General features: G+C 60.2%; 18 protein-coding genes. 3 read left to right on the top strand and 15 right to left on the bottom strand.

Going from position 1 to position 21093, the window contains the following annotated elements; all coding sequences use genetic code 11:
* The first annotated feature begins 273 nt into the window (after positions 1–273).
* Positions 274–930, top strand: coding sequence for a TetR family transcriptional regulator C-terminal domain-containing protein (locus tag FHT76_RS18865; RefSeq protein ID WP_016554900.1), 657 nt, complete (start codon positions 274–276; stop codon positions 928–930).
* A gap of 10 nt (positions 931–940) precedes the next feature.
* Here the strand turns inward: FHT76_RS18865 and FHT76_RS18870 are convergent, their stop codons facing one another.
* The 11 genes from FHT76_RS18870 to FHT76_RS18920 form a co-directional block, all read right to left on the bottom strand.
* Positions 941–2011, bottom strand: coding sequence for a glycosyltransferase family 4 protein (locus tag FHT76_RS18870; protein WP_183861492.1), 1071 nt, complete (start codon positions 2009–2011; stop codon positions 941–943).
* Between the two features lie 377 nt (positions 2012–2388).
* Positions 2389–2691, bottom strand: a complete 303-nt coding sequence (locus tag FHT76_RS18875; RefSeq protein ID WP_183861490.1) for a hypothetical protein — start codon at positions 2689–2691, stop codon at positions 2389–2391.
* Positions 2691–4190, bottom strand: a complete 1500-nt coding sequence (gene cysG / locus FHT76_RS18880; RefSeq protein WP_259185765.1) for a siroheme synthase CysG — start codon at positions 4188–4190, stop codon at positions 2691–2693. Before cysG ends, FHT76_RS18875 begins: the two co-directional genes overlap by 1 nt.
* Positions 4162–6819, bottom strand: a complete 2658-nt coding sequence (locus FHT76_RS18885; RefSeq protein WP_259185767.1) for a nitrate reductase — start codon at positions 6817–6819, stop codon at positions 4162–4164. The genes cysG and FHT76_RS18885 overlap by 29 nt, the downstream gene beginning before the upstream one ends.
* The gene (gene nirD / locus FHT76_RS18890; protein ID WP_025658043.1) at positions 6819–7154 is read right to left on the bottom strand and encodes a nitrite reductase small subunit NirD; all 336 of its coding nucleotides are present in this window, start codon (positions 7152–7154) and stop codon (positions 6819–6821) included. The genes FHT76_RS18885 and nirD overlap by 1 nt, the downstream gene beginning before the upstream one ends.
* 4 nt (positions 7155–7158) lie before the next feature.
* Complete coding sequence (nirB, locus tag FHT76_RS18895) at positions 7159–9609, bottom strand: nitrite reductase large subunit NirB (RefSeq protein WP_183861486.1); 2451 nt, start codon at positions 9607–9609, stop codon at positions 7159–7161.
* Positions 9610–9627: 18 nt separating this feature from the next.
* Complete coding sequence (locus FHT76_RS18900) at positions 9628–10890, bottom strand: nitrate/nitrite transporter (protein ID WP_183861485.1); 1263 nt, start codon at positions 10888–10890, stop codon at positions 9628–9630.
* A 316-nt stretch (positions 10891–11206) separates the two neighbouring features.
* The gene (locus FHT76_RS18905; RefSeq protein ID WP_183755627.1) at positions 11207–12421 is read right to left on the bottom strand and encodes a CmpA/NrtA family ABC transporter substrate-binding protein; all 1215 of its coding nucleotides are present in this window, start codon (positions 12419–12421) and stop codon (positions 11207–11209) included.
* Positions 12418–13032, bottom strand: coding sequence for an ANTAR domain-containing response regulator (locus FHT76_RS18910; RefSeq protein WP_259127040.1), 615 nt, complete (start codon positions 13030–13032; stop codon positions 12418–12420). The genes FHT76_RS18905 and FHT76_RS18910 overlap by 4 nt, the downstream gene beginning before the upstream one ends.
* Before the next feature lie 568 nt (positions 13033–13600).
* Positions 13601–14089, bottom strand: coding sequence for a DUF1643 domain-containing protein (locus FHT76_RS18915; RefSeq protein WP_259127039.1), 489 nt, complete (start codon positions 14087–14089; stop codon positions 13601–13603).
* Positions 14090–14110: 21 nt separating this feature from the next.
* On the bottom strand, positions 14111–14533 hold the full coding sequence (locus tag FHT76_RS18920; protein ID WP_259185766.1) for a PAS domain-containing protein: 423 nt from the start codon (positions 14531–14533) through the stop codon (positions 14111–14113).
* A gap of 639 nt (positions 14534–15172) precedes the next feature.
* On the opposite strand from FHT76_RS18920, the gene FHT76_RS18925 reads away from it, so the two are divergent.
* Positions 15173–15316, top strand: coding sequence for a DUF1127 domain-containing protein (locus tag FHT76_RS18925; RefSeq protein ID WP_183861478.1), 144 nt, complete (start codon positions 15173–15175; stop codon positions 15314–15316).
* Between the two features lie 258 nt (positions 15317–15574).
* On the opposite strand, the gene preA is transcribed toward FHT76_RS18925, so the two are convergent.
* The 4 genes from preA to FHT76_RS18945 all read right to left on the bottom strand — a co-directional run bounded on the left by preA (position 15575) and on the right by FHT76_RS18945 (position 20635).
* Positions 15575–16888, bottom strand: a complete 1314-nt coding sequence (gene preA / locus FHT76_RS18930) for an NAD-dependent dihydropyrimidine dehydrogenase subunit PreA (RefSeq protein WP_183861476.1) — start codon at positions 16886–16888, stop codon at positions 15575–15577.
* Positions 16889–16903: 15 nt separating this feature from the next.
* On the bottom strand, positions 16904–18265 hold the full coding sequence (locus FHT76_RS18935; RefSeq protein ID WP_259127036.1) for an NAD(P)-dependent oxidoreductase: 1362 nt from the start codon (positions 18263–18265) through the stop codon (positions 16904–16906).
* 367 nt (positions 18266–18632) lie between these two features.
* Positions 18633–19640 (bottom strand): sensor histidine kinase, encoded by a 1008-nt coding sequence (locus FHT76_RS18940; RefSeq protein ID WP_405049272.1) that lies wholly within the window; start codon positions 19638–19640, stop codon positions 18633–18635.
* Positions 19641–19840: 200 nt separating this feature from the next.
* On the bottom strand, positions 19841–20635 hold the full coding sequence (locus FHT76_RS18945) for a response regulator (RefSeq protein ID WP_259127033.1): 795 nt from the start codon (positions 20633–20635) through the stop codon (positions 19841–19843).
* Positions 20636–20931: 296 nt separating this feature from the next.
* On the opposite strand from FHT76_RS18945, the gene FHT76_RS18950 reads away from it, so the two are divergent.
* Positions 20932–21093, top strand: a complete 162-nt coding sequence (locus FHT76_RS18950) for a NepR family anti-sigma factor (RefSeq protein ID WP_246719852.1) — start codon at positions 20932–20934, stop codon at positions 21091–21093.

Raw genomic sequence — 21093 nt, forward strand, 5'->3', positions numbered from 1 at the left:
ATGCAATTCACATGTCCGCCTGTTCCCGTGGTCAGTATCCGAGCGCTCTTGTTTGTTTTGTTAGCGCCGGAAAATCGCCAGTTGCCTTTGTTTAGCATCTGATCGATAATTTGACCGATTGGTAAACATTACAACTTCCGGCGCTGGGCTCAAGACGAAAATCAGGAAAAATACAGACAAAATTGCCGGCATCTGCTCATTTTTGCGGCAAGCTGTCGCGCCGGCCCAATCTTGAGTGAAACGGTTGAATTTGAAGGGGAAAACAAGGTCGACATGACAATCCCGAGAGCAGCCAAGACCCAGCGGCGCACGCGCATTCAGGAAGAGAAGGAAGAGCAGATTCTTGAAGCCGCGCTCGATGTGTTTTCGGTCAGCGGTTTTCGAGGTTCCACGATCGATCAGATCGCCGAAGTTGCCGGCATGTCGAAGCCGAACCTGCTCTATTATTTCCGCACAAAGGAAGCGATGCATCGGGCGTTGATCGACCGCGTCCTATTTACCTGGCTGGAGCCGCTGAGAGCCTTCGATGCGGACGGCAACCCCGAGAGCGAGATCCGCAGCTATATCAGGCGCAAGCTTGAAATGGCCCGCGATTTCCCGCGCGAAAGCCGACTTTTCGCCAACGAGATGCTGCAGGGTGCGCCGCATGTCGAGGATGAACTGAAGGGACCGCTGAAGCAGCTCGTCGACGAGAAGGCCGAGGTGATCCGCAGTTGGACGAAGGCCGGCAAGATCGCCAAGTGCGATCCCTATCACCTGATTTTCTCGATCTGGTCGACAACGCAGCATTATGCCGACTTCGACGTCCAGGTAAGGGCGGTGCTCGGGCAGGAACATGCCGGCGCCGGTCGCTTCGAGGATGCGGCGCGCTTCCTCGAGCAGCTGTTCATCGACGGGCTGAAGGTCAAGCCGGTGCCGAGCGCCTCGTGATCTGGTCGCGTCACGCCTCGTCGAAATCGAAGACCGCGGTGACGGCGGCACGCGCCTTGGCGTGGCGGGCTTTGTAAGATTGGCGGATCTCCTTCCGTCTTGCTGCCAGCGCAGGGTCCGGCGACATTGCCGATAACCAGGCCAATGCGGTCGGTATAAAGTCGCCGTCCGAGGGGATCAGAAGGTCGCTTTCGTCGAGTTGTTTTCTGATGCAGCCTCGGTTGCACGAGATGACGGCGTTTCCTGCCGCCTTCGCCTCGAAAATCACCAAGGGCTGCGCCTCATTGGTATAGGTGGTCGGGAAAACGAACACGTCGATCTCGCGATAGAAAGCTGTCTTCGCGTCATCGTACAACGGGCCGCGATACTCCAAAACACTGCTCAGTTCTGCGATAGATGCGTCGATGCGGGCGCGCTCACCGGCGCCGGCCGGACCGGCAAGGACGGCCTTGATCGGCAGGTTCTCCTTCCGTGCCTGCCCTGCGAGATCGAGGAAAGTGTCGAGGCCCTTCTCAGCGGTGAGATTGCTGAGCATCCCGATTACGAGGTGGGTGCTGTCGGTCGCTTCATCGCTCTCCTCCCGCGGGGCCACGTAGGCAGCGTTGGAGATCAGGTGGCAGCGCGTACGACCGCCATAGGTGTCAGCGAAGCGATCTCGCATCATGTCGCACAGGAAGATGTGTCGCAGATTGCGACCGCCGAGCGTGAGGATGCATCGCATGAGCAGGCTGGGCTTCTCGACGTAACTGAAACTGTGATGGTGCAGATAGGTGGGATAGCCGAGGGTCCTCGCGACCAGCACAATTAGAAGCGTGTAGATCAAGCCGAGGCCGCCTTCGCAGCCGAGATAGCAAACCCGGTTGATGCGCTTGCGATCGCGGAACAACTGGAGACAAGCACCGAGGACACGGGCGAATCTCACCGGATGCTTCAGCAACGAGAGCTTGCCGAAAGGCGGGGCGATATTGGCGACTGTGATGCTGTTTGCTTCCGAAAGAAGCGCAATCATGCTCCTGGTCGCAAACGAGAAGCCGTTGAGCGGCGGAGGCAACTGACCGATCGCGACTATGTGGCGTGTCATGCGGGGGGCTACCTCTTTGCGCCTCCCGACTATCGCACCGGCTAACGAAAATGCAATCTCCTTGCGCCGTCAGTAGAGAGCGGCGGCCGCAGACGTTCGTGTCCATAACGCGGTCGCACTGAGCTTCCTCGGTTGCTGCCGGTGGCGTGAAAAAGCTGCGCCCGCATTCACGAGGCCGAACGTCTTCGGAACCTCGCTCGGCATCGGTTGTAAACCATCAGGAAAGCACAGAAGGCTATTATGCTCGGCTGTTTCCCGTGCTCGCTTGAGCGTGGTTTGGTCAGGGCCGGTGATGACAGCTCGGACGCCGCTAGTTGCCAGACCGATGCCTGAGGTTCCGCCCGCGAAGAGGGTTCGTAGCCTTATGGCGGGGGGACTCAACTGAGTTGAAGAGAGACCGCGAGGCTCGCTACCGAAAGCGCCACAGATATGACTGGTGTCGGGGCGCGCATCGTCGCGCCAAGGAGGACACCAACCAAGAGGACAAGGATGGCAAGCCCCGGATCGTTGCCGGCAAAAGCCAAGCCGATCGCGGAAAGGTTGATCGCGGTCGCAATTGTTGTGAGAGGCGCTGCCGTCACCTCCGCCTTGGTGTCCGGTGAGAATATGCTGGCGAAACGCGGCCAGCTCAAGGCAATGGCAAGAACGAGGAAGACGGGGGCGATCGCGTGGAACGGCATCAGCGCGCTCCCAAGGCCATGCGGCGATCGCTGCCAAAATCGTCGGTGTCGTGAGCGACGATCTGGCGTGCTGCAAGCGTGCTGCCGATGGCGATCAGCACAGGGTTGTCGTAGCCGATCTGCGCGATCCCATCAGAGATGGTTGCAAGCGTGCCGTTCCAAGCCCGCTCGGTCGTCCGGCTGACGTCGCTGATAATGATAACAGGCGTTTCCGACGAGAGGCCTTCATCGATCAAGCGATCGGCGATGAGCGGCGCTGTTCTGCCGCCCATGTAGAAAACGGTTGTCGTGTGGGAATCGGCAACGGTCCTCCAGTTGACATCGGTAGGCAAGCCTCCATGTCGGGAATGGCCGGTGATGAAGCGGACGGACTGAGCATGGTCGCGATGCGTCAGCGAGATCCCGAGACGCGAGGCCATGGCGCTTGCGGTGGTGATGCCGGGGATGACATCGACCGGAATGTTCTCGCGATCGAGATGGGCAATCTCTTCGCCGGCGCGGCCGAAGATCATCGGATCGCCCGACTTCAGCCGCACGACCCGTTTGCCCGCCTTGGCAAGCTTTACCATCATGTCGTTGATATCTTCCTGGCGGCAGCTCGTGCGGCCGCCGCGCTTGCCGACAAGCATGCGCTTGGCCTCGCGCCGGGCGAGTTCCAGCACCTCTGACGAAACGAGATCATCGAAGAGGATAACGTCCGCTGCCTGCAGGGCGCGGACGGCCTTCAACGTCAGAAGCTCGGCATCACCGGGGCCGGCGCCGACCAGCGTCACGCGACCGCGCGAGGAGAGGGCGGGCGCTTCCCGAAGCCTGTCGGCCTCCTTGAGAAGCAGCCCGCCGACGCCCTCCTCCGGCGTATCCGAACTTGAAAAGGCGCGATCGACAAACCGCTCCCAAAAGGCGCGACGGAGCGGGCCAGGCGTCAGTCGTTCATTGACCCGGTCGGGCAAGGTCTGAGCCAGCTCAGCCCAGCCCTTCAGTGCACGTGGTAGCAATGTCTCGATCCGACGCCGGATTGCCTGGGCGAGGATCGGGGCTGCGCCATCCGTCGAGATCGAGACGACGACGGGGGAGCGGTTGACGATCGAGCCGAACTGAAACTGGCAGAAAGCAGGCTTGTCTATGACGTTGACTGGCACGCCGGCAACACGGGCGGCGTCGAAGAAGGCCTTCGCCTCGTCGTCTTCCTCACAGTCGGCGATGGCGATGGTCGCGCCGGCGAAGATGGTTTCATTCCAACCTTGGCAGTGATGGACGAAACCGCCCTGAGGGTGCTCGGCGCCGCGCAGGATGAGCTTCTCGAAGGTATCGGAAAGCGCGTCAGCATAGACATGCACCTGCGCGCCGCAGGCACCGAGAAGCTCGGCCTTCCAGGCGGCGGCGTCGGAGCCGCCAGCGACGACCACGCGCTTGCCTTCGAGCGCCCAGAACACCGGCAGCTTGGCAAGCGGTTCCATGCGGGCGGGTGCTTCATTCCGCGGCTGCTGCAAGACATCCATCGATGATCCCCCTGATCTCGGCGCGGCAGGAGCCGCAGTTGGTTCCGGCATTGAGTTCCTTGCCGACGGCTTCGACGCTGTGGCAGCCGCCGCGAACGGCAGCGACGATCTGGTTGACGCCGACGCCGAAGCAGGAGCAGACGGTGGCGCCCGGATCGGGCTTGTCTGCGCCGGGGCGGCCGGCGACTAAGGCGAAACGCTTGCGCAGATTGGTGTGCTCGGCGGTGAGCTGGGAGATCGCCCAGTTGCGGGCAACCGCCACGGGTTCGCGGGCCAGGAACAGCGCCGCGAGCAGTCGCTTGCCATCGAAAAAGGCGAGCCTCAGATCGCCGGACTGCTGGTCAGCGTAGCCGAGCGGTTCGACATTTTCGGGAATAGCGAAGGTGCTGCGGCACCACGTGCACCAGTCCTCGACCGGCTGGTCGAAAGCGAGTTCCACCCGCCAGCCGCCTTCGGCCTTTGCCAGCGCCCAATAGGCGGCTTCGAGGTGATCAGGCTTGGCGGCGGAAACGGCAAAGCCGTAACGCGCCGCCTTGAAGCGTCGCGCGGCGACGGCGACATTCTTCGAGGCCGGCTGGCCGGAGATTGCGTCTGTCAACGGCGCCACGACAGCGTCGATGCGGGCCTTGGCGGCAAACTGATCGTTCCAGTGCATCGGCACGAAAATGCTGCCGCGGGCCTGACGCTCGGTGATCAGGGCGCGCACCACGGCCTTGCCGTGCGGGCTTTCGATTTCGACGAGGCCGGCATTGCCGACGCCGATCTCGATCGCGTCGCGAGGGTGAAGTTCCGCGAAGGGTTCGGCGATATGGGACGAGAGCCGCGCGCTTTTGCCCGTGCGCGTCATCGTGTGCCATTGGTCGCGGATGCGGCCGGTGTTCAGGGTGAAGGGATAGTCGGCGCAGGTGCGATCCGCGGCGACCGGCTCGACGGCGATGAAACGTGCCTTGCCGTCGGCGTGGTAGAAGCCGCCCTTGGCGAAGAAGCGGGTCACATCAATCTCACGGCCCGCAGGCTGCGGCCATTGGAACGGCGAGAGTTCGTCATAGGCCTGATGGTTCATGCCGACATACGCGCCGATGTCGAAGTCGCGATTGCCGCTGTTCTCGAAAGCTGAGAGGGCGGCGTGTTCGTCAAAGATCTCGGCATTGGCGGCGAAGTTGAAGGCCTGCGTAAAGCCCATCCGTTGCGCCACTTCCGCAAGCTGCCACCAGTCGGCGCGGGCCTCTCCCGGTGCATCAAGGAAGGAGCGCTGGCGGGAGATGCGGCGCTCGGAGTTGGTGACAGTGCCGCTCTTTTCGCCCCAGCCGAGCGAGGGCAGAAGGACATGGGCGTGACGCGCGGTGTCGGTACTTTTCAGGACGTCGGAGACGACGACGAACGGACAGGCCTTGATCGCGGCCTCGACGGCGTCGGCGTCAGGCATGGAAACGACCGGGTTGGTCGCCATGATCCACAGCGCCTTGATACGGCCATCAGCAACAGCCCTGAACATGTCGACCGCCTTCAGGCCCGGCTTTTCCGCAATGGTGGGCGCATGCCAGAAGCGCTGGACACGGTCGCGATCCTCGGCGCTTTCGATCGCCATGTGGGCGGCAAGCATGTTGGCAAGTCCGCCGACTTCACGCCCGCCCATCGCATTCGGCTGCCCGGTGAGCGAGAAGGGCCCCATACCCGGCCCGCCGATGCGGCCGGTGGCGAGGTGACAGTTGATGATGGCGTTGACCTTGTCGGTACCAGACGAGGATTGATTAACGCCCTGGCTGTAGCAGGTGACGACCTTCTCGGTCGTGGCGAAGAGGCGATAGAATTCGCGAAGCTGCATGGCCGGAAGGCCGGTCATATCAAGCACCTCGTTGAAGGAGACGCCCGTCGCAGCCGTAAAGGCCTCTGCAAAGCCGTTGGTATGTTCGGCGATGTAATTCTGATCGATGGCGTTGCTTGCGATCAGATGTTCGAAAAGGCCGACGAAAAGCGCGACGTCGCTGTCCGGCCGGATGGCGAGATGCAGGTCGGCGATATCTGATGTCATCGTCCGGCGCGGGTCGATGACGACGACCTTCATGCCGGGGCGCGCCGCCTTGGCGGTCGCCAGCCGCTGATAGATGACCGGGTGGCACCAGGCGAGGTTCGAGCCGGTGAGGATCACAAGATCGGCAAGCTCGATATCCTCATAGGTACCCGGCACGGTGTCCGAACCGAAGGCGCGGCGGTGACCGGCGACGGAGGACGACATGCACAGCCGCGAATTGGTGTCGATGTTGGCCGAGCCGATGAAGCCCTTCATCAGCTTGTTGGCGATATAATAGTCTTCGGTCAGCAGCTGGCCGGAGACATAGAAGGCAACGGAATCGGGGCCGTGCTCATTGATGGCGTCCGAAAATTGTTGTGCGACGAGGTCAAGCGCCTGTTCCCACTCCACCCGCTCCCCGGAAACTTCCGGGTAGAGGAGGCGCCCATCGAGATCGACGGTTTCGCCGAGCGCCGAGCCCTTCGAGCACAGCCGCCCAAAGTTCGAGGGATGGTCCGGGTCTCCCTTGACGGACACCTTGCCGTCTTCGGCGACCTTGGCGATGACGCCGCAGCCGACACCGCAATAGGGACAGGTTGTCTTGACCTCTTTCTCCATCATTCGGCCGCCATCATCAGGCTTTCGAGCGCGATGTAGAGGGCGCCATCCTCGTTGCGGACGGGAATGGTTCGGACCTCGCCCTCATCGGCGCCGAGCGCCTTGCCGGTTTCGAGCGAGATCACCCAGTTGTGCAGCGGGCAGGTGACGGCCTTGGCATGGACGATCCCCTGGGAGAGCGGCCCCCCCTTGTGCGGGCAGTGGTCCTCGATGGCGAAGACCTCGTTCTCTGCGGTGCGGAAGACGGCGATCTTGCCCTGGGGTGTCTTCACGCAACGGGCGCCGCGGAGCGGAATGTCGGAGATGTCGCCGATTGAAATCCAGTTCATATCCATCTCCTTACTCGGCCGCCTGCGGGTAACCGACGGTCGCCATCGGCTTGAACTCATGCTTGTCCTTGCCGGAGACGCGCTCCGACCAGGGATCGACCTGGGCGAATTTCTGGGAGAAGACGAAGCGGTCGTAGTAAGCCTTGCGCTTGTCGGCGTCTTCCATGATCTGGCGGCGGATTTCCTCCAGGCCGACGCGCTTCGCCCACTTGTAGATGCGCTCGAGATAGCGGGCCTGCTCGCGGTACATCTGCGTCAGTGCCACGATATGCTCCAGCGCATCGTCCTCGGTCTTCACGAGGCCGAGAACCTCCGTGCCCTTGATGTCGAGGCCGGCAGCACCGGCGAAGTGGATCTCGAAACCCGAGTCGACACAGATGACGCCGATGTCCTTGCAGGTCGCTTCGGCGCAATTGCGCGGGCAGCCGGAGACCGCCATCTTCAGTTTTGCCGGTGTCCAGGAGCCCCACATGAACTTCTCGATGCGAATGCCAAGGCCGGTGGAATCCTGCGTGCCGAAGCGGCACCAGTCGGAGCCGACGCAGGTCTTCACCGTGCGCAACCCCTTGGCATAAGCCTGTCCGGAAACGAAGCCCGCCTTGCCGAGATCGGCCCAGACTGCCGGGAGGTCTTCCTTCTCGATGCCGAGCAGGTCGATGCGCTGGCCGCCCGTCACCTTCACCATCGGGATTTCGAACTTGTCGACGACATCAGCGATGGCGCGCAGTTCGTTGGAGTTCGTCACGCCGCCCCACATGCGCGGAACGACGGAATAGGTGCCGTCCTTCTGGATGTTGGCGTGAACGCGTTCGTTGATGAAGCGCGACTGGTAATCGTCCGCATATTCATTCGGCCAGTCGCAGACGAGATAGTAGTTGAGAGCCGGGCGACACTTGGCGCAACCGCACGACGTCTTCCATTCGAGTTCCTGCATGACGGCAGGGATGCTCTTCAGGCCCTTGGCCTTGATCAGGCGCCTGAGGTCGTCGTGGCCGAGTTCGGTGCAGGTGCACATCGGCGTGACGGCGGCCGGATTGTAGCTGTCGCCAAGCGTTAGTGTCATCAGCTTTTCTACGAGGCCGGTGCAGGAACCGCAGGAGGCGGACGCCTTGGTATGGGCGCGCACGTCGTCCAGCGACGTCAGGCCCTTGCTTGTGATCGTCGAGGTGATCTTGCTCTTGCAGACGCCGTTGCAGCCACAGATCTCCGCGTCATCCGGCAAGGCTGCAACGGCCGCCATAGGGTCCAGCGGCGACCCTCCCTGATAGGCCTGACCGAAGATCAGCGTTTCGCGCATCTCCTTGATATCGGTCTGTTTCTTTTTCAGATCGTTGAACCAGGCACCATCGGCGGTTTCGCCGTAGAGCACGGTACCGATGATCTTGTTGTCCTTCAGCACAAGGCGCTTGTAGACGCCGGCTGAGGCGTCGCGCAGCACGATTTCTTCGCGGTCGTCGCCATCGGCGAAGTCACCGAGCGAGAAGAGCTCGATGCCTGTCACTTTGAGCTTGGTCGGCGTGTCGGAATGCACGAAGGCAGCGGAACGGTCGCCCGACAAGTGCGAGGCGGCGACGCGGGCCATCTCGTAAAGCGGAGCGACAAGGCCGTAGACCATACCGCCGACTTCGGCGCACTCGCCGAGCGCCATGATGCTGCCGTCCGAGGTCAGCATGCCGTCATCGACGACGATGCCGCGGTTGATGGCGATGCCTGCGTCCTTGGCGAGCCCGACGCTCGGGCGGATGCCGACCGCCATGACGACGAGGGTTGCCGGAATGATGCGGCCGTCGTCGAGCTCGATGCCTTCGACCTTGCCGTTACCCACGATGGCCTTGGTGTTGGCCTTGGTGATAACCTTGATGCCGCGTTCTTCCACGGCCTTTTGAAGCAGGTAGCCGGCAGCCGGATCGAGCTGGCGCTCCATCAGTGTCGGCATCACATGAAGGACGGTAACGTCCATACCGCGCGAGGCAAGGCCAGCCGCCGCTTCGAGGCCGAGCAGGCCGCCGCCGATGACGATCGCTTTCTCGCGAGACTGGGCGGCAAGCAGCATCGCCTGCACGTCGTCGAGGTCGCGATAGGTGATGACGCCGGGCAGATCCTTGCCGGGCACGGGAATGATGAAGGGCACGGAGCCGGTGGCGATCACCAACTTGTCGTAGCTTTCGGTGACGCCGTGATCCGACGTGACCGTCTTGGCCGCACGGTCGATCTTGATGATCTTGTGGCCCTTGTAGAGGGTAATGCCGTGCTTGATGTACCATCCATCGCCGTGGATGATGATTTCTTCGTATTCCTTCTCGCCGGAGAGAACCGGCGAGAGCATGATGCGGTCGTAGTTGACGCGCGGCTCGGCGTTGAAGATCGTGACCTGATATTGGTCCGGCGCCTTTTCGAACAGGTGCTCGAGCATGCGCCCGGGCGCCATGCCGTTGCCGATGATAACAAGCTTCTCAGTCATGGTTTTCAAATCCTCAGATCAGGTGGCAGCGACGGCTTGCGCGGAGAGGCCGCGGCGGTCGAGTTGCTTGACCGACAAGTGCATCCAGACCAGCGAGATAACGACGATCGCAAAGAGCAGCATGAAGCAGCTCGACCAGAGGCCGGTCATATCCTTGAGAAAGCCGAAGGCGATCGGCAGGATGAAGCCGCCGAGACCGCCCATCATGCCAACGATGCCGCCGACCGCGCCGACGCTCTCGGGATAGTAGGCAGGGATGTGTTTGTAGACGGCAGCCTTGCCGAGGCTCATGACGAAGCCGAGGGCGAAGATGACGACGATGAAGACGACAGGCGTGATGCCGAGTGCGGAGCCGGAGCCGGCGGCCGGGAGCGAAAGGATGAGCGTTGCGACGGCTGCGACTGCGAACATCACGTACATCACGCTACGAGCGCCCTTCTTGTCAGAGACAACGCCGCCGAAGGCGCGGAAGATGCTGCCCGGGATGGAATAAGCGGCCGCGACCATGCCTGCAGTTGCGAGATTGAAGCCGTAAACACCGACCAGATAGCGGGGCAGCCACAGAGACAGGGCAACGAAGCCGCCAAAGGCGAAGAAGTAGTAGAGCGAGAAACGCCAGACCTGGACGTTCTTCAGCGGCGCGAATTCCTGTGCCAGGCTCTTGGAGGCAATCTTGCCTTCGCGGCGAAGGCGGAATGCCGGGTCATCCGTCGTGGTGAACCAGAAGACGATTGCCATCAGCGCCAGGCCGACGGCCCAGATCTGAGCAACCGCCTGCCAGCCCCAGGCGATCAGTACGAAGGGCGCCGCAAACTTGGTCACCGCGGCTCCGACATTGCCGGCGCCGAAGATGCCAAGTGCCGTCCCCTGCTTCTGAGCCGGGAAGAAGGGCGAGACATAGGCGACGCCGACCGCGAAAGAGCCACCGGCAAGCCCTACGCCGAGGCCGGCGATCAGCATCTGCGTATAGGTCTGGGCATAGGAGAGGAGGAAGGTCGCCAGGGCAGCGGCCAGCATGGTGAGCGTGTAGACGAGGCGGCCGCCATAGCGGCCGGTCCAGATGCCAAGGACGATACGGACAAGCGAACCGGTCAGAACCGGTGTGCCGACCAGCAATCCGAACTCGGCCTCGTTCAGGCCGAGATCCTGTTTGATCCGGATGCCGATGATCGCGAAGATCGTCCAGACGGCAAAACAGAGGGTGAAGGCAATCGTGGACATCCACAATGCTTTGGCTGGTTCGCCGGCGGACATGGACTGCGTGTTCCTGATAACAGACATGGCTTCTCCGGGGCCCGACAAGGTCGTGCCTATCCATCGCTAGGGGTTAAAAACAAAAAGCCGCTGGTCAGGGCGCGCTTACACGGGAGGTGCGCGAGATATCCTGATCAGCGGCTTTGCTGTGGGCGCCCGTCGTTGGACGCAAATTCTTGGCCTGTTGGCCTGCCTATTACAAAGCAAGGGCCGTGCCAGTTTAATTAAGTCATTGTTTTTGAATGGATAGCATTGATCGCGAAAATCAGGCGATCATTTATGCGGTAACGCATGCGCAGCAATCGCTCTAAAAATTGTGCAATGCATATAAAATGGGCATGCTTTAGCTGCGGACCTGGCTGGCGATGTAACTGTCGACGTCAGCGGGATCGAACAGGCCGCCATCGAAGAAACCGTCCGGCCCCAGTGTCAGTGCGCCGCTTGAGCCGACAGGGGTTTCGACCTGAAGCGCACCTTCCACCTTGGAGCTTGCGGCCGGCATGGCAATATTCAGTGCCTTGAGGGCACTTCGGTAAATATCGGGCCGGTAAGTGTCGTTGGCGATCTGCTGATGCTCCGGAGTATGCCGGATGTGCTCCCAGCGAACCATCTGCGTATAGAACCATAGGGCGTGGCTCTTCCAGGGAAAGGTCGCCGCCTTGGCATTGGGGACGAAAAAGTCCCTGATGCTCAGCGTTTCGCCTCCGCCGATTTTCAGAAGGCCGGTTAGTGCGGGCAGCAGACTTTCTGCGGGCCGATCCACGTAGGCGGGCCGCGCCAGGAGGTTGGCAAGTTCCTCGCGATTGCCGGTGTCAGCGCACCAGAGGGAGGCGCCGTAAAGAGCGCGCAAGAGAGCCGCCAGGGCTTCGGGGTGACCATCGGCCCAGCGGCTGTTGACGCCAAGCACCTTCTCCGGACTGGATTTCCAGATGCCCGCCTTCACTGTCGCCAAGTGCGCTCCGCTGTGGAGCACGCCGAGCGTATTCCAGGGCTCGCCGGCGCAATAACCGTCGATCAGACCCGATGTCATCGCATCAGCCATATCGGGCGGCGGCAGGATGCCGATCTCTACATCCTCCTCGGGGTCAATGCCGCTTGCTGCCAGCCAGTAACGCAGCTCGTAGTTATGGCCTGAATAGGGGTGGACGACGCCAAAGCGCAGTCGTTCGCCTTTCCTGTTGTCGATGACCCTGCGCAAGGCGAGACCGCTGGAAAGTGCATCAAGATCCGGCGAGGCGCCGCATTCGGCCATCTCGCTCCACAGGCCCGCGGAAACGGTCACGGCATTGCCGCCAAGTCCAAGCGCCATCGGCACGATCATACGCGGTGCCGGTGCGGTCAGTCCGAGATTGCAGGCGATCGGCATGGGGGCGAGAATATGGGCCACATCGAAATGGCTGACCGCAAGCCGGTCGCGAATCGTCGCCCAGGAGCGTTCACGCACGAGCGTCAGCGCGACGTCCTGTTCGGCGGCAAGGCCCTTTTCCTTGGCGACAACCAAAAGCGCGCTATCGAGAAGCGGCAGGAAGCCAGCGGTAATCTGATGCGTGCTTGTCATGCGTCGGTTCCCGGATCGAGGAGGATTGCGGCTGTGATCAGGCTCTGCGCGATCTCGACGATCTTCCTGTTCTGGTTCATGGCCGTGCGCCGCATGAGCGCATAGGCCTCATCTTCGCTCAGCCCGCGGGATCGCATCAGCAACCCCTTCGCGCGGTCGATCAGCTTGCGGTTTTCCAGTTCGCCGCGCGTTTCCTCCAGCTCACGGTTCAGGCGCGAGAAGGCGTTGAAACGGCTGATAGCCATCTTGAGGATCGGGCGGACACGCTCTTGCTTCAGGCCGTCGACGATGTAGGCGGAAACGCCAGCTTCAACAGCGGCCTCGATGGAAGCTTCGTCCGACTTGTCGACGAACATGGCAATGGGGCGCTTTACCGCGCGGGAAATCTGGAAGATGCTTTCCAGCATGTCGCGGTTCGGGTTCTCGAGGTCGATCACGATGACATCAGGGTTGATTTCCATGATGCGCCTTGCAAGGCCTTTCATGTCATCGATGAGCGTGACGTTGTCATAGCCCGCCTCGCGCAGACCGACTTCGATGATCGACGCCCGAATGCTGTTCTCATCGATGACGAGCACGTTGAGGTCGCTGGGTTTGGCAAGAGGGGTCATTATGCGTCTACCGCCGTGTACTCGTGAGACGCATGGAGCGGACCGTCTTTGATGTCAGTTTGACCGGAAGGGATCATGGCTTCGTCGCAAACGCCCTTGAGTTTTGAGGTCATGCATAGACTCTCGCGAGGCGCATTGCTTGCGCGATGTTCGCCTTAAAATCAAGCTATTTTGCGAATCGCCTAATTATTGAGCTTTTGGAGATCGGGCGAGCATCTCGTCCTTTGTATCTTACTTTGTCCGCGCAAGCCGTAGTTACATCGCCTTTCAAATCCAAGGAAAGAGAAAACAATCGCGACACATGCCGGATGTTCTCTGGGACCGTAACGCAAATGGAGAGACCAACCACCATGTTCACATTTTTGCTTGTCATGGCCGCCACGGCTGTCGCGCTTGCTGGTAGCGTGTTCGCCTCCCGATCGGTTGACGTCGCTCTTTCGGTCGTCCCCGCGAAATACCGTCCCAGCCAAAAACAAACTCTTCGGGACCAGCTTCGGTGAACGCAAGGACTGCCCCAGGTCACATGCTTCATTTGTCGCGTTTGGGCTGGGTTGCCAAGTTTTCCGGTTCAGATCCAAAACGGTTTTGGTTCAGCGGTCGCCGAAATATATAGCGGGTGGGAAGGATGCCCGTTGGACGTAAGCTTGAGTGCGCAGCACCGGGACGACCGGAGCATTTCGAAAACTCTGGAACCACGTCCGAGGTACGCGCCGTGTCTTCCCCACGCGCAGACGATTTGGCTGTAGTCCCTGCCGATCCTACGAAGATAACGATCGTTCGCCGGTCCAACAGGATCGGTGTGTTCGTAGATCAAACTTGGAGAGGTCGATCTTAGTGCAAACAGGTTGCCGACCACGAGACCGCCGAATCCCCACGACCTAGCGAAGGTGATGCATCGACGAAGGGTCGGGTCGTCGTCGCGTGCGTTCGCGGTGGATGGGTTGAGCATCAAGAACGCAACTGTTTTCTTCAGCGGGTCCCATTGGCGCTCGAGCCGGTATCGGTAGCAACCGCATCTTGAAAACACTGCTGACGAGATGATGAAATTGTCGCTCATTCGCCATTTTCCACTCGGCCGTCAGTGATGGACCGGCGCCGTTGACGCCTCGCTTTCGAGGATGACGATGCCGGAATAAAGAACCGGCGTGCCGTCGCGATCACGAAAGCATCTGCCAAATGCAGCCACCCGCACGTAATGATTGTTTGCTGCCGTGACACGGTAGACCGACTGCTGCGGTCGCTCGCCAACGATGGTTTCGGTGATGGCTTTCGCCAGCTTCGGTCGATCTTCGGGGTGGACACGGTCCAGATACGACTGAAGCGGCAAGCCGCGCATGGTTTCCTCGGCAGCCAGTCCGAACAGTTCCGCAAGCGCGGCGTCGGCGTACACGAGATCTTTGGTCACATCCCAAGTGAAGATCCCTGCATCCTCTGTTTCGGGGTCGGACAGGTCTACCGCGAAGATGCGCTCGGTGCCCGGTTTGTCGGCGCCCGGCTTCATGGATCCTCCAATTAGAAAGGTTTTATAGCGTAGTCGCTGTGCGGCAAGGGGAGATCAGTCCAGGGTCCGTCTCAGTAGGACCGCAGTAAGTCATCGCTCAATGTGAGGACTTCCATAGTTTATCTCCACCTGCTACTTAGGCAGTCGAAATGCGGCCACGTAAGAGGTTATATGACTGACGCGACAAACAGGATTGCAGCAACGAAGGCGCATGTCACCTTGCGTAGCGATCTGATGGGAACGTTGGCTTTTGTCTTTGTTGCCAGTCTTGCAATACTTGTCTGGGCGGGATGGGGAAAAACAAGCGACGTAGATGGGACGGTCCGGCCAATAGGTCCCAATCCGCAAATCAGCGCTCACCAGTAATAGTGCCTGTTTTAGAGGCTCGCTCAGGCGGTCGCTGGCGGTCAAACGCCGCTAGTGAACGTCGCGCTGTTCACGAGAGAAGCGCCATCGAGGCGAGCTTTCAGCGATGTCGGTCAACACCCGCCTTTTTGGAGACATGCGTTGAAAGCATGGCTGGGATCGATTCTTGGCGCTCCAATCCCCCACATAGCGCCACCATATGAAGGCCATCGAAGTAATCGAAGCGCCAACGACTGGCAGCTAACTTCGAAAGCCCAAGGAAAGGGGATTATCATGAATGTAGCACGTTCTTTCAACAATTGGCGCAAGTACCGTCAGACGGTCTCCGAGCTTGGCCGGATGAGCAACCGCGAACTGCACGACCTTGGCATCAATCGCGCCGACATCGAGATGGTAGCAAGGGCTGCCGCGCGCTAAGTAGCGCTATTGCAATGGTTTCGAAGCGCTCGTCTTTTCAGGCGGGCGCTTTTGTTTGTGCGGTCGCTCCCGAACCCGCGATGAGATGTGTGCCGGGTTAGGAGAGAACTTTCCTGCGGATTATACGCGTCCGATTGTGGGCGCTGGTCGAGAGGCGAAATCAGCGGCTCTGCTACTCCTCATTCCTATGCTTGGTGGGAATGAGGAGTAGGGTTCAGCAAGTAAAGGGCCGCGGAGAAGCCGCGGCGCTACAGTCCATCACTCCGCGGCCTGTCGAGCCATCGGGTTGTTCGGATGGGTCGTCCAGTTTGCATAATTTGGATCGACAATCTTGCCGGTGCGCTTGTCGAGATCTCCAACCGGAAGCTGCTCCATGGTGATGCAATTCTCAACAGGACAGACGTTGACGCAGAGATTGCAGCCGACGCATTCCTCTTCCATCACCTCGAACTTCCTGACGCCATTCACGAACTGGGTGATCGCTTGGTGCGAGGTGTCCTCGCAGGCGATGTGGCAGCGACCGCACTTGATGCAGGCATCTTGGTCGATCTTCGCCTTGGCGATGTAGTTGAGGTTGAGGTACTGCCAGTCCGAAACATTCGGGACCGCGCGGCCGGTGATGTCGTCGAGGTTGCGGTGGCCCTTGGCATCCATCCAGTCCGAGAGACCGGTGATCATCTCCTGGACGATCTTGAAGCCATAGGTCATCGCCGCCGTGCAGACCTGCACGTTACCGGCACCGAGCACCAGGAACTCGGCCGCATCGCGCCATGTCGTGACGCCGCCGATGCCTGATATCGGCAGGCCATAGGTTTCCGGATCGCGAGCGATCTCGGCCACCATGTTGAGGGCGATCGGCTTGACGGCCGGTCCGCAATAGCCACCGTGGCTGCCGCGCCCGTCGATCGACGGTTCCGGAGCAAAGGTGTCGAGATTGACCGAGGTGATCGAGTTGATCGTGTTGATCAGCGAGACGGCGTCGGTGCCGCCAGCCTTGGCGGCCCGCGCCGGCTTTCTGATATCGGTGATGTTGGGCGTCAGCTTGGTGATGACAGGCATGCGCGTGTATTGCTTGCACCAGCGCACGACCATTTCGATATATTCCGGCACCTGTCCGACCGCGGAGCCCATGCCGCGTTCCGACATGCCGTGAGGACAGCCGAAGTTGAGCTCGATGCCGTCGGCGCCAGTCTCCTCGACCAGGGGCAGGATCGCCTTCCAGGCATTCTCCTCGCAAGGAACCATGATCGAGGCGATCAGCGCCCGATCCGGCCAGTTCATCTTCACCTGCTTCATCTCGCGCAGGTTGGTGTAGAGGTCGCGGTCGGTAATGAGCTCGATGTTGTTCAAGCCGAGCAGGCGGCGGTCGGCGCCCCAGATCGCGCCGTAGCGCGGGCCGTTGACGTTGACGACGGGCGGACCTTCCTCACCGAGCGTCTTCCAGACGACGCCGCCCCATCCGGCCTTGAAGGCACGTTCGACGTTGTAGGCCTTGTCGGTCGGCGGTGCCGAGGCCAGCCAGAACGGGTTGGGCGACTTGATGCCGACGAAATTATTGCGGAGATCAGCCATTGTTCATTCTCCCATTCACGCGACGGCAACGGCCGGCTGCGCGCCGGCAGCAAGCATACGGTTGATGGATTCAGCGGCGTCGCGCCCTTGCGCGACCGCCGAAACGGTCAGGTCGTCACCGCCGACGACGCAGTCGCCGCCGGCCCAGACGCCGTCGAGCGAAGTCTTGCCATCCGCATCGATGGCGATGCGGCCGGATTCCATGCGCAGAGCACCGAGGCCTGACGCGTCGAAGGTCTGACCGATCGCCTTGAAGACCTGATCGGCGGCTATGACACCGGTTTCGCCAGTCGTCGACAGGCGGCCATCGACTAGCTTGGTATATTCCACCTCGATCGCGGCGACCTTGCCATCCTGTGCAAGAATCGACTTCGGCGCCAGCCAATGGCGGATTATGACGCCCTTGGACGTCGCAAGATCCTGCTCGAACTCCGAGGCGTTCATGTGCTCCTTGCCGCGACGATAACAGATCGTCACCTCTTCGGCGCCGAGGAGCTTCGCCTGCACGGCGGCGTCGATGGCGGTCATGCCTCCGCCAAGAACGACGACGCGGCGGCCGATGGCAACGTCGCCCTTGTCTGTGGCCTGGCGCAGGCCTGCGATGAAGTCGACGGCATCATCGACTCCGGCCAGGTTTTCGCCTTCGACACGAAGCGCATTGACGCCAGCAAGGCCGATCCCGAGGAAGACGGCATCATATTGCGACTGCAGATCGGCGAGCGAGAAATCGCGGCCGAGCAGTTGGTCGTGACGGACTTCGATGCCGCCGATCGCGAGAACGTAGTCGACTTCCTTCTGGGCGAAGTCATCGACCGCCTTGTAGGTGGCGATGCCGTATTCGTTGAGGCCGCCGGACTTGGCCTTGCCATCATAGATGACGACGTCATGGCCTTTTGCGGCGAGGCGGTGAGCGGCGGCAAGGCCAGCAGGACCGGCGCCGACCACGGCGACCTTCTTTCCTGATGAGGCGGCGCGGCTGTAGAACTGTCTATCCGCCTGCATGGCGGTGTCGGTGGCGTAGCGCTGCAAGCGACCGATTTCGACAGGACGCTCCTCTGCCGTGTTGCGCACGCAGGCCTGCTCACACAAGTCTTCGGTGGGACAGACGCGGGCGCACATGCCGCCCAGAATATTCTGGTCGAAGATCGTCTTTGCCGATCCGATCGGATTGCCGGTGGCGATCTGTCGGATGAAGAGCGGAATGTCGATGGAGGTGGGACAGGCCGTCATGCACGGCGCGTCGTAGCAGAAATAACAGCGGTCAGCTGCAACCAGCGCCTCGTGCTTGTCGAGGCGCGGATGAAGATCGGAGAAATTCGACTCGTACTCTGCAGGCGAAAGCCGGCCAGCACGAATCCCAGTTCCCAGTCGTTCCATTGAAGTTCCCTCATTATTGGTAAACGGCCAGTGAGGGAAAGCGTAACTCAGCTTCAAAAATTTATCAAACGGTAAAATTTTTGAAGATTTTTGAGCCTATATCGTTGTTTTTATATCGTTATTTTCTTTTGAGCCGAGGGCTATCAGAGCCTGTTATCGCCCCGCAAATAAAAAAGTAAAGAAATCGATATTTTTCTGAGAAGCGCCGGGAACCATTTGGATACCTGCTCGTTACTGCGATATCCAAACGATGACCGCATCGACCCAACATGCGCGCCCCCAACCCATCGTTTGGACGTACTCACGGTCCCCTCCCGGTGAGTGAAAGAACAGCCGGTGCGCCGCCCTCGCACTGGCTGTTCTTCGTTTAGCGCATGGCGGCCTTTTGAGGGGGGCGCCTAAGAATTTCGAATTCGGCGTCGGGGATTGTCAGGTTATATTCGATCCTACCAGGTACCAGCGTCAGTTCGGCCTTGCCGTTGACAGAGGAGGGTACGACGCGCTCCAGCACCGTTTTACCGAAGCTGTTCTCGCTGAATTCATGAATCTCGGCGGGATCGCACAGCGTCTCCGTCCATGAAATCTCGATGGTCCTTCGTCCGGCCGAGGCCACTTCGCGGCACGTTAGAGTGACGGCAGGCTTGCTGCCGGCGATTGCTCCGTAGGATGCCGAGTTGACGATCAATTCGTGGAGCGCCAGACCGACATGCACGGCGGCATTGGGAGTGAGGTGAACGTTTATCCCGGAGATCGGCAGTGGTCCCGCGGTCTCCGGCCAATACGGTGCGAACTGCTTCTCAGCCAGTTCGAAGAGGAAGGCACCACGCCAGCTGGAGTCGGTAATCAGGTCCTGAGAATTCGACAGCGATTGCAGCCGCCCCCGGAATTTCATCAGAAAGCTATCCAGTGATATGGTGTTGCGGGCTGTTTGGGTGGCAATGCCCTGGATAATTGCGAGAAGGTTCTTGGAGCGGTGGGAGAGTTCGCGAAGAAGGGACTTCAGCACTTTCTCGCGATGCCGCGTTTCCGTTACCTCTGAGATGACGGAAAGGATTCCGACCGGTTGATCGCCACCGGCGCGTTCGATCTTCAACTCGTAGGTGCGCATTTCACTGTCGATCGAAATGTCGACCTCGGTCGTAGCAGGTCTTCCGGTTTCGAATACCTGCTGCTTCAGTTTCGTCAGATTGGCTCCCTGCAGCTCGCCGAAAAGATCGGCGTCGGTTCCGCCTGGTATCGCCAGTGACTGGAAATGCGGAGGCAGGTTATCGGCATAGGTGATCGATAGGCGAGGATCCTGGTAGATCACGCAGATCCCCGCACTGGCGAGGGCTCGCTGCAGCAATACCGCTTTTTCTTCCAGCGCGAAGGGCATGCCGGGCACTGGTTCATTCGTATTCACCTAGTCGCCTTTCCCGTGTTGATCTTCTCTCAGTCCCCCTGAGAAAGATGCCCTTCGATAGGGAAGCTCATCCTAGAGTAAAGCGCTGAAACAAAACCTTAAGGCGGAAGAGCGTCTCGGATTTACCCGAAACGCACCCCCGTTTCCTTTTGTTCCTCTAAGGCGCCATTTCCTCAGGCAGCGGCCTTGGTGGATTCGTTGAAGAAGAGCGCCTGACTGATCAAGGCCTTGACCATGTCAGGATTGAACGGCTTCGTGACCAGGAATGTCGGCTCCGGTCGTTCGCCGGTCAGCAATCGCTCCGGAAAGGCGGTGATGAAGATCACTGGCACGCTGGCGGTCTTGAGGATGTCGTTGACCGCATCGATGCCGGAACTGCCGTCGGCAAGCTGGATATCCGCAAGAACCATGCCCGGTCGGGTCCTATTGTAAAGCGCAACTGCTTCGGCGTGGGTACGCGCAATGCCGGTGACGCGGTGGCCGAGGCTTTCTACCATCTGTTCGATGTCCATCGCGATCAGCGGCTCGTCCTCGATGATCATGACATCGGTCGCAACCTGGCGAGAGATTTCGCGTGATGCGCTGTCGAGCAGGCCGACCACTTCATCTTCTTCCACGCCCAAGATCTCGGCGATCTCTCCGACGCGAAAGTTTTCAACAGAGGCCAGGATAAAGGCCTGACGGGCGCGCGGCGAAACCTTGCCGAGGTTCAGCGTTGCACGCTGCTCCCACGCGTAAGGTGACGCCGGTTCCGGAATCTGGACCGTGACGGAACCAAAGAGCGCGGTGAAAAGTTTGTACAATGCGACGCGGTCATCCGCAGTATCCGGGAAAATGGATATGTCTGTAATGATCGCCTCAAGCACAGCAGCGACGTAGGCGTCGCCTGAGGTCTGCGTTCCGGTAAGCGCGCGGGAATAACGACGCAGGTAAGGAAGGTGCGGCGCGATTCGAGTCGAAAGTGTCATTTAAAGCTCCCACTAGAGGCCCGAGCGGCCCTCAATGGCGATTAAAACGTCACGGACTGTAAAAATGTTCCTGAGAAGTAGGAACTTTTTTTCTCTGGCAGCATTATGGTGCCTACAACAGAGGGCTCATCGCATTTGTTCCATGGCACCTGACGGGGTGTTCGCCAATCAGTTGGCCCAAGCGGCTGAATTAGTTAAGACGAACTTAAGGCGGGCGGCAGGACGCGCGAATAACAGAAGTAAAGTGACGATTGATGACGACACGGAAGAATGAAAAAGATCGGCAGCGGCTGGAAATGCGCGCAAGCGATATACTGGACCCGAACAGCCAGATCGGGGTAAAGTTACGATCGCTCTATGCTGCCGTGCAGGAAGAGGCTATTCCGGACCGCTTTCTCGATCTGCTCGAGAAGTTGGATCAAGCCGAACTTGTCGCTTCGGCCAAAGCCGCGAAGTAG

The organism is Rhizobium sp. BK176 (assembly GCF_024808055.1).

Excerpts from the sequence above, each read along its gene's own strand:
- FHT76_RS18865 (WP_016554900.1), top strand. The coding sequence starts at position 274 with ATGACAATCCCGAGAGCAGCCAAGACCCAGCGGCGCACGCGCATTCAG.
- FHT76_RS18870 (WP_183861492.1), bottom strand. The coding sequence starts at position 2,011 with ATGACACGCCACATAGTCGCGATCGGTCAGTTGCCTCCGCCGCTCAAC.
- FHT76_RS18875 (WP_183861490.1), bottom strand. The coding sequence starts at position 2,691 with ATGCCGTTCCACGCGATCGCCCCCGTCTTCCTCGTTCTTGCCATTGCC.
- cysG (WP_259185765.1), bottom strand. The coding sequence starts at position 4,190 with ATGGATGTCTTGCAGCAGCCGCGGAATGAAGCACCCGCCCGCATGGAA.
- FHT76_RS18885 (WP_259185767.1), bottom strand. The coding sequence starts at position 6,819 with ATGGAGAAAGAGGTCAAGACAACCTGTCCCTATTGCGGTGTCGGCTGC.
- nirD (WP_025658043.1), bottom strand. The coding sequence starts at position 7,154 with ATGGATATGAACTGGATTTCAATCGGCGACATCTCCGACATTCCGCTC.
- nirB (WP_183861486.1), bottom strand. The coding sequence starts at position 9,609 with ATGACTGAGAAGCTTGTTATCATCGGCAACGGCATGGCGCCCGGGCGC.
- FHT76_RS18900 (WP_183861485.1), bottom strand. The coding sequence starts at position 10,890 with ATGTCTGTTATCAGGAACACGCAGTCCATGTCCGCCGGCGAACCAGCC.
- FHT76_RS18905 (WP_183755627.1), bottom strand. The coding sequence starts at position 12,421 with ATGACAAGCACGCATCAGATTACCGCTGGCTTCCTGCCGCTTCTCGAT.
- FHT76_RS18910 (WP_259127040.1), bottom strand. The coding sequence starts at position 13,032 with ATGACCCCTCTTGCCAAACCCAGCGACCTCAACGTGCTCGTCATCGAT.
- FHT76_RS18915 (WP_259127039.1), bottom strand. The coding sequence starts at position 14,089 with ATGAGCGACAATTTCATCATCTCGTCAGCAGTGTTTTCAAGATGCGGT.
- FHT76_RS18920 (WP_259185766.1), bottom strand. The coding sequence starts at position 14,533 with ATGAAGCCGGGCGCCGACAAACCGGGCACCGAGCGCATCTTCGCGGTA.
- FHT76_RS18925 (WP_183861478.1), top strand. The coding sequence starts at position 15,173 with ATGAATGTAGCACGTTCTTTCAACAATTGGCGCAAGTACCGTCAGACG.
- preA (WP_183861476.1), bottom strand. The coding sequence starts at position 16,888 with ATGGCTGATCTCCGCAATAATTTCGTCGGCATCAAGTCGCCCAACCCG.
- FHT76_RS18935 (WP_259127036.1), bottom strand. The coding sequence starts at position 18,265 with ATGGAACGACTGGGAACTGGGATTCGTGCTGGCCGGCTTTCGCCTGCA.
- FHT76_RS18940 (WP_405049272.1), bottom strand. The coding sequence starts at position 19,640 with ATGCCCTTCGCGCTGGAAGAAAAAGCGGTATTGCTGCAGCGAGCCCTC.
- FHT76_RS18945 (WP_259127033.1), bottom strand. The coding sequence starts at position 20,635 with ATGACACTTTCGACTCGAATCGCGCCGCACCTTCCTTACCTGCGTCGT.
- FHT76_RS18950 (WP_246719852.1), top strand. The coding sequence starts at position 20,932 with ATGCGCGCAAGCGATATACTGGACCCGAACAGCCAGATCGGGGTAAAG.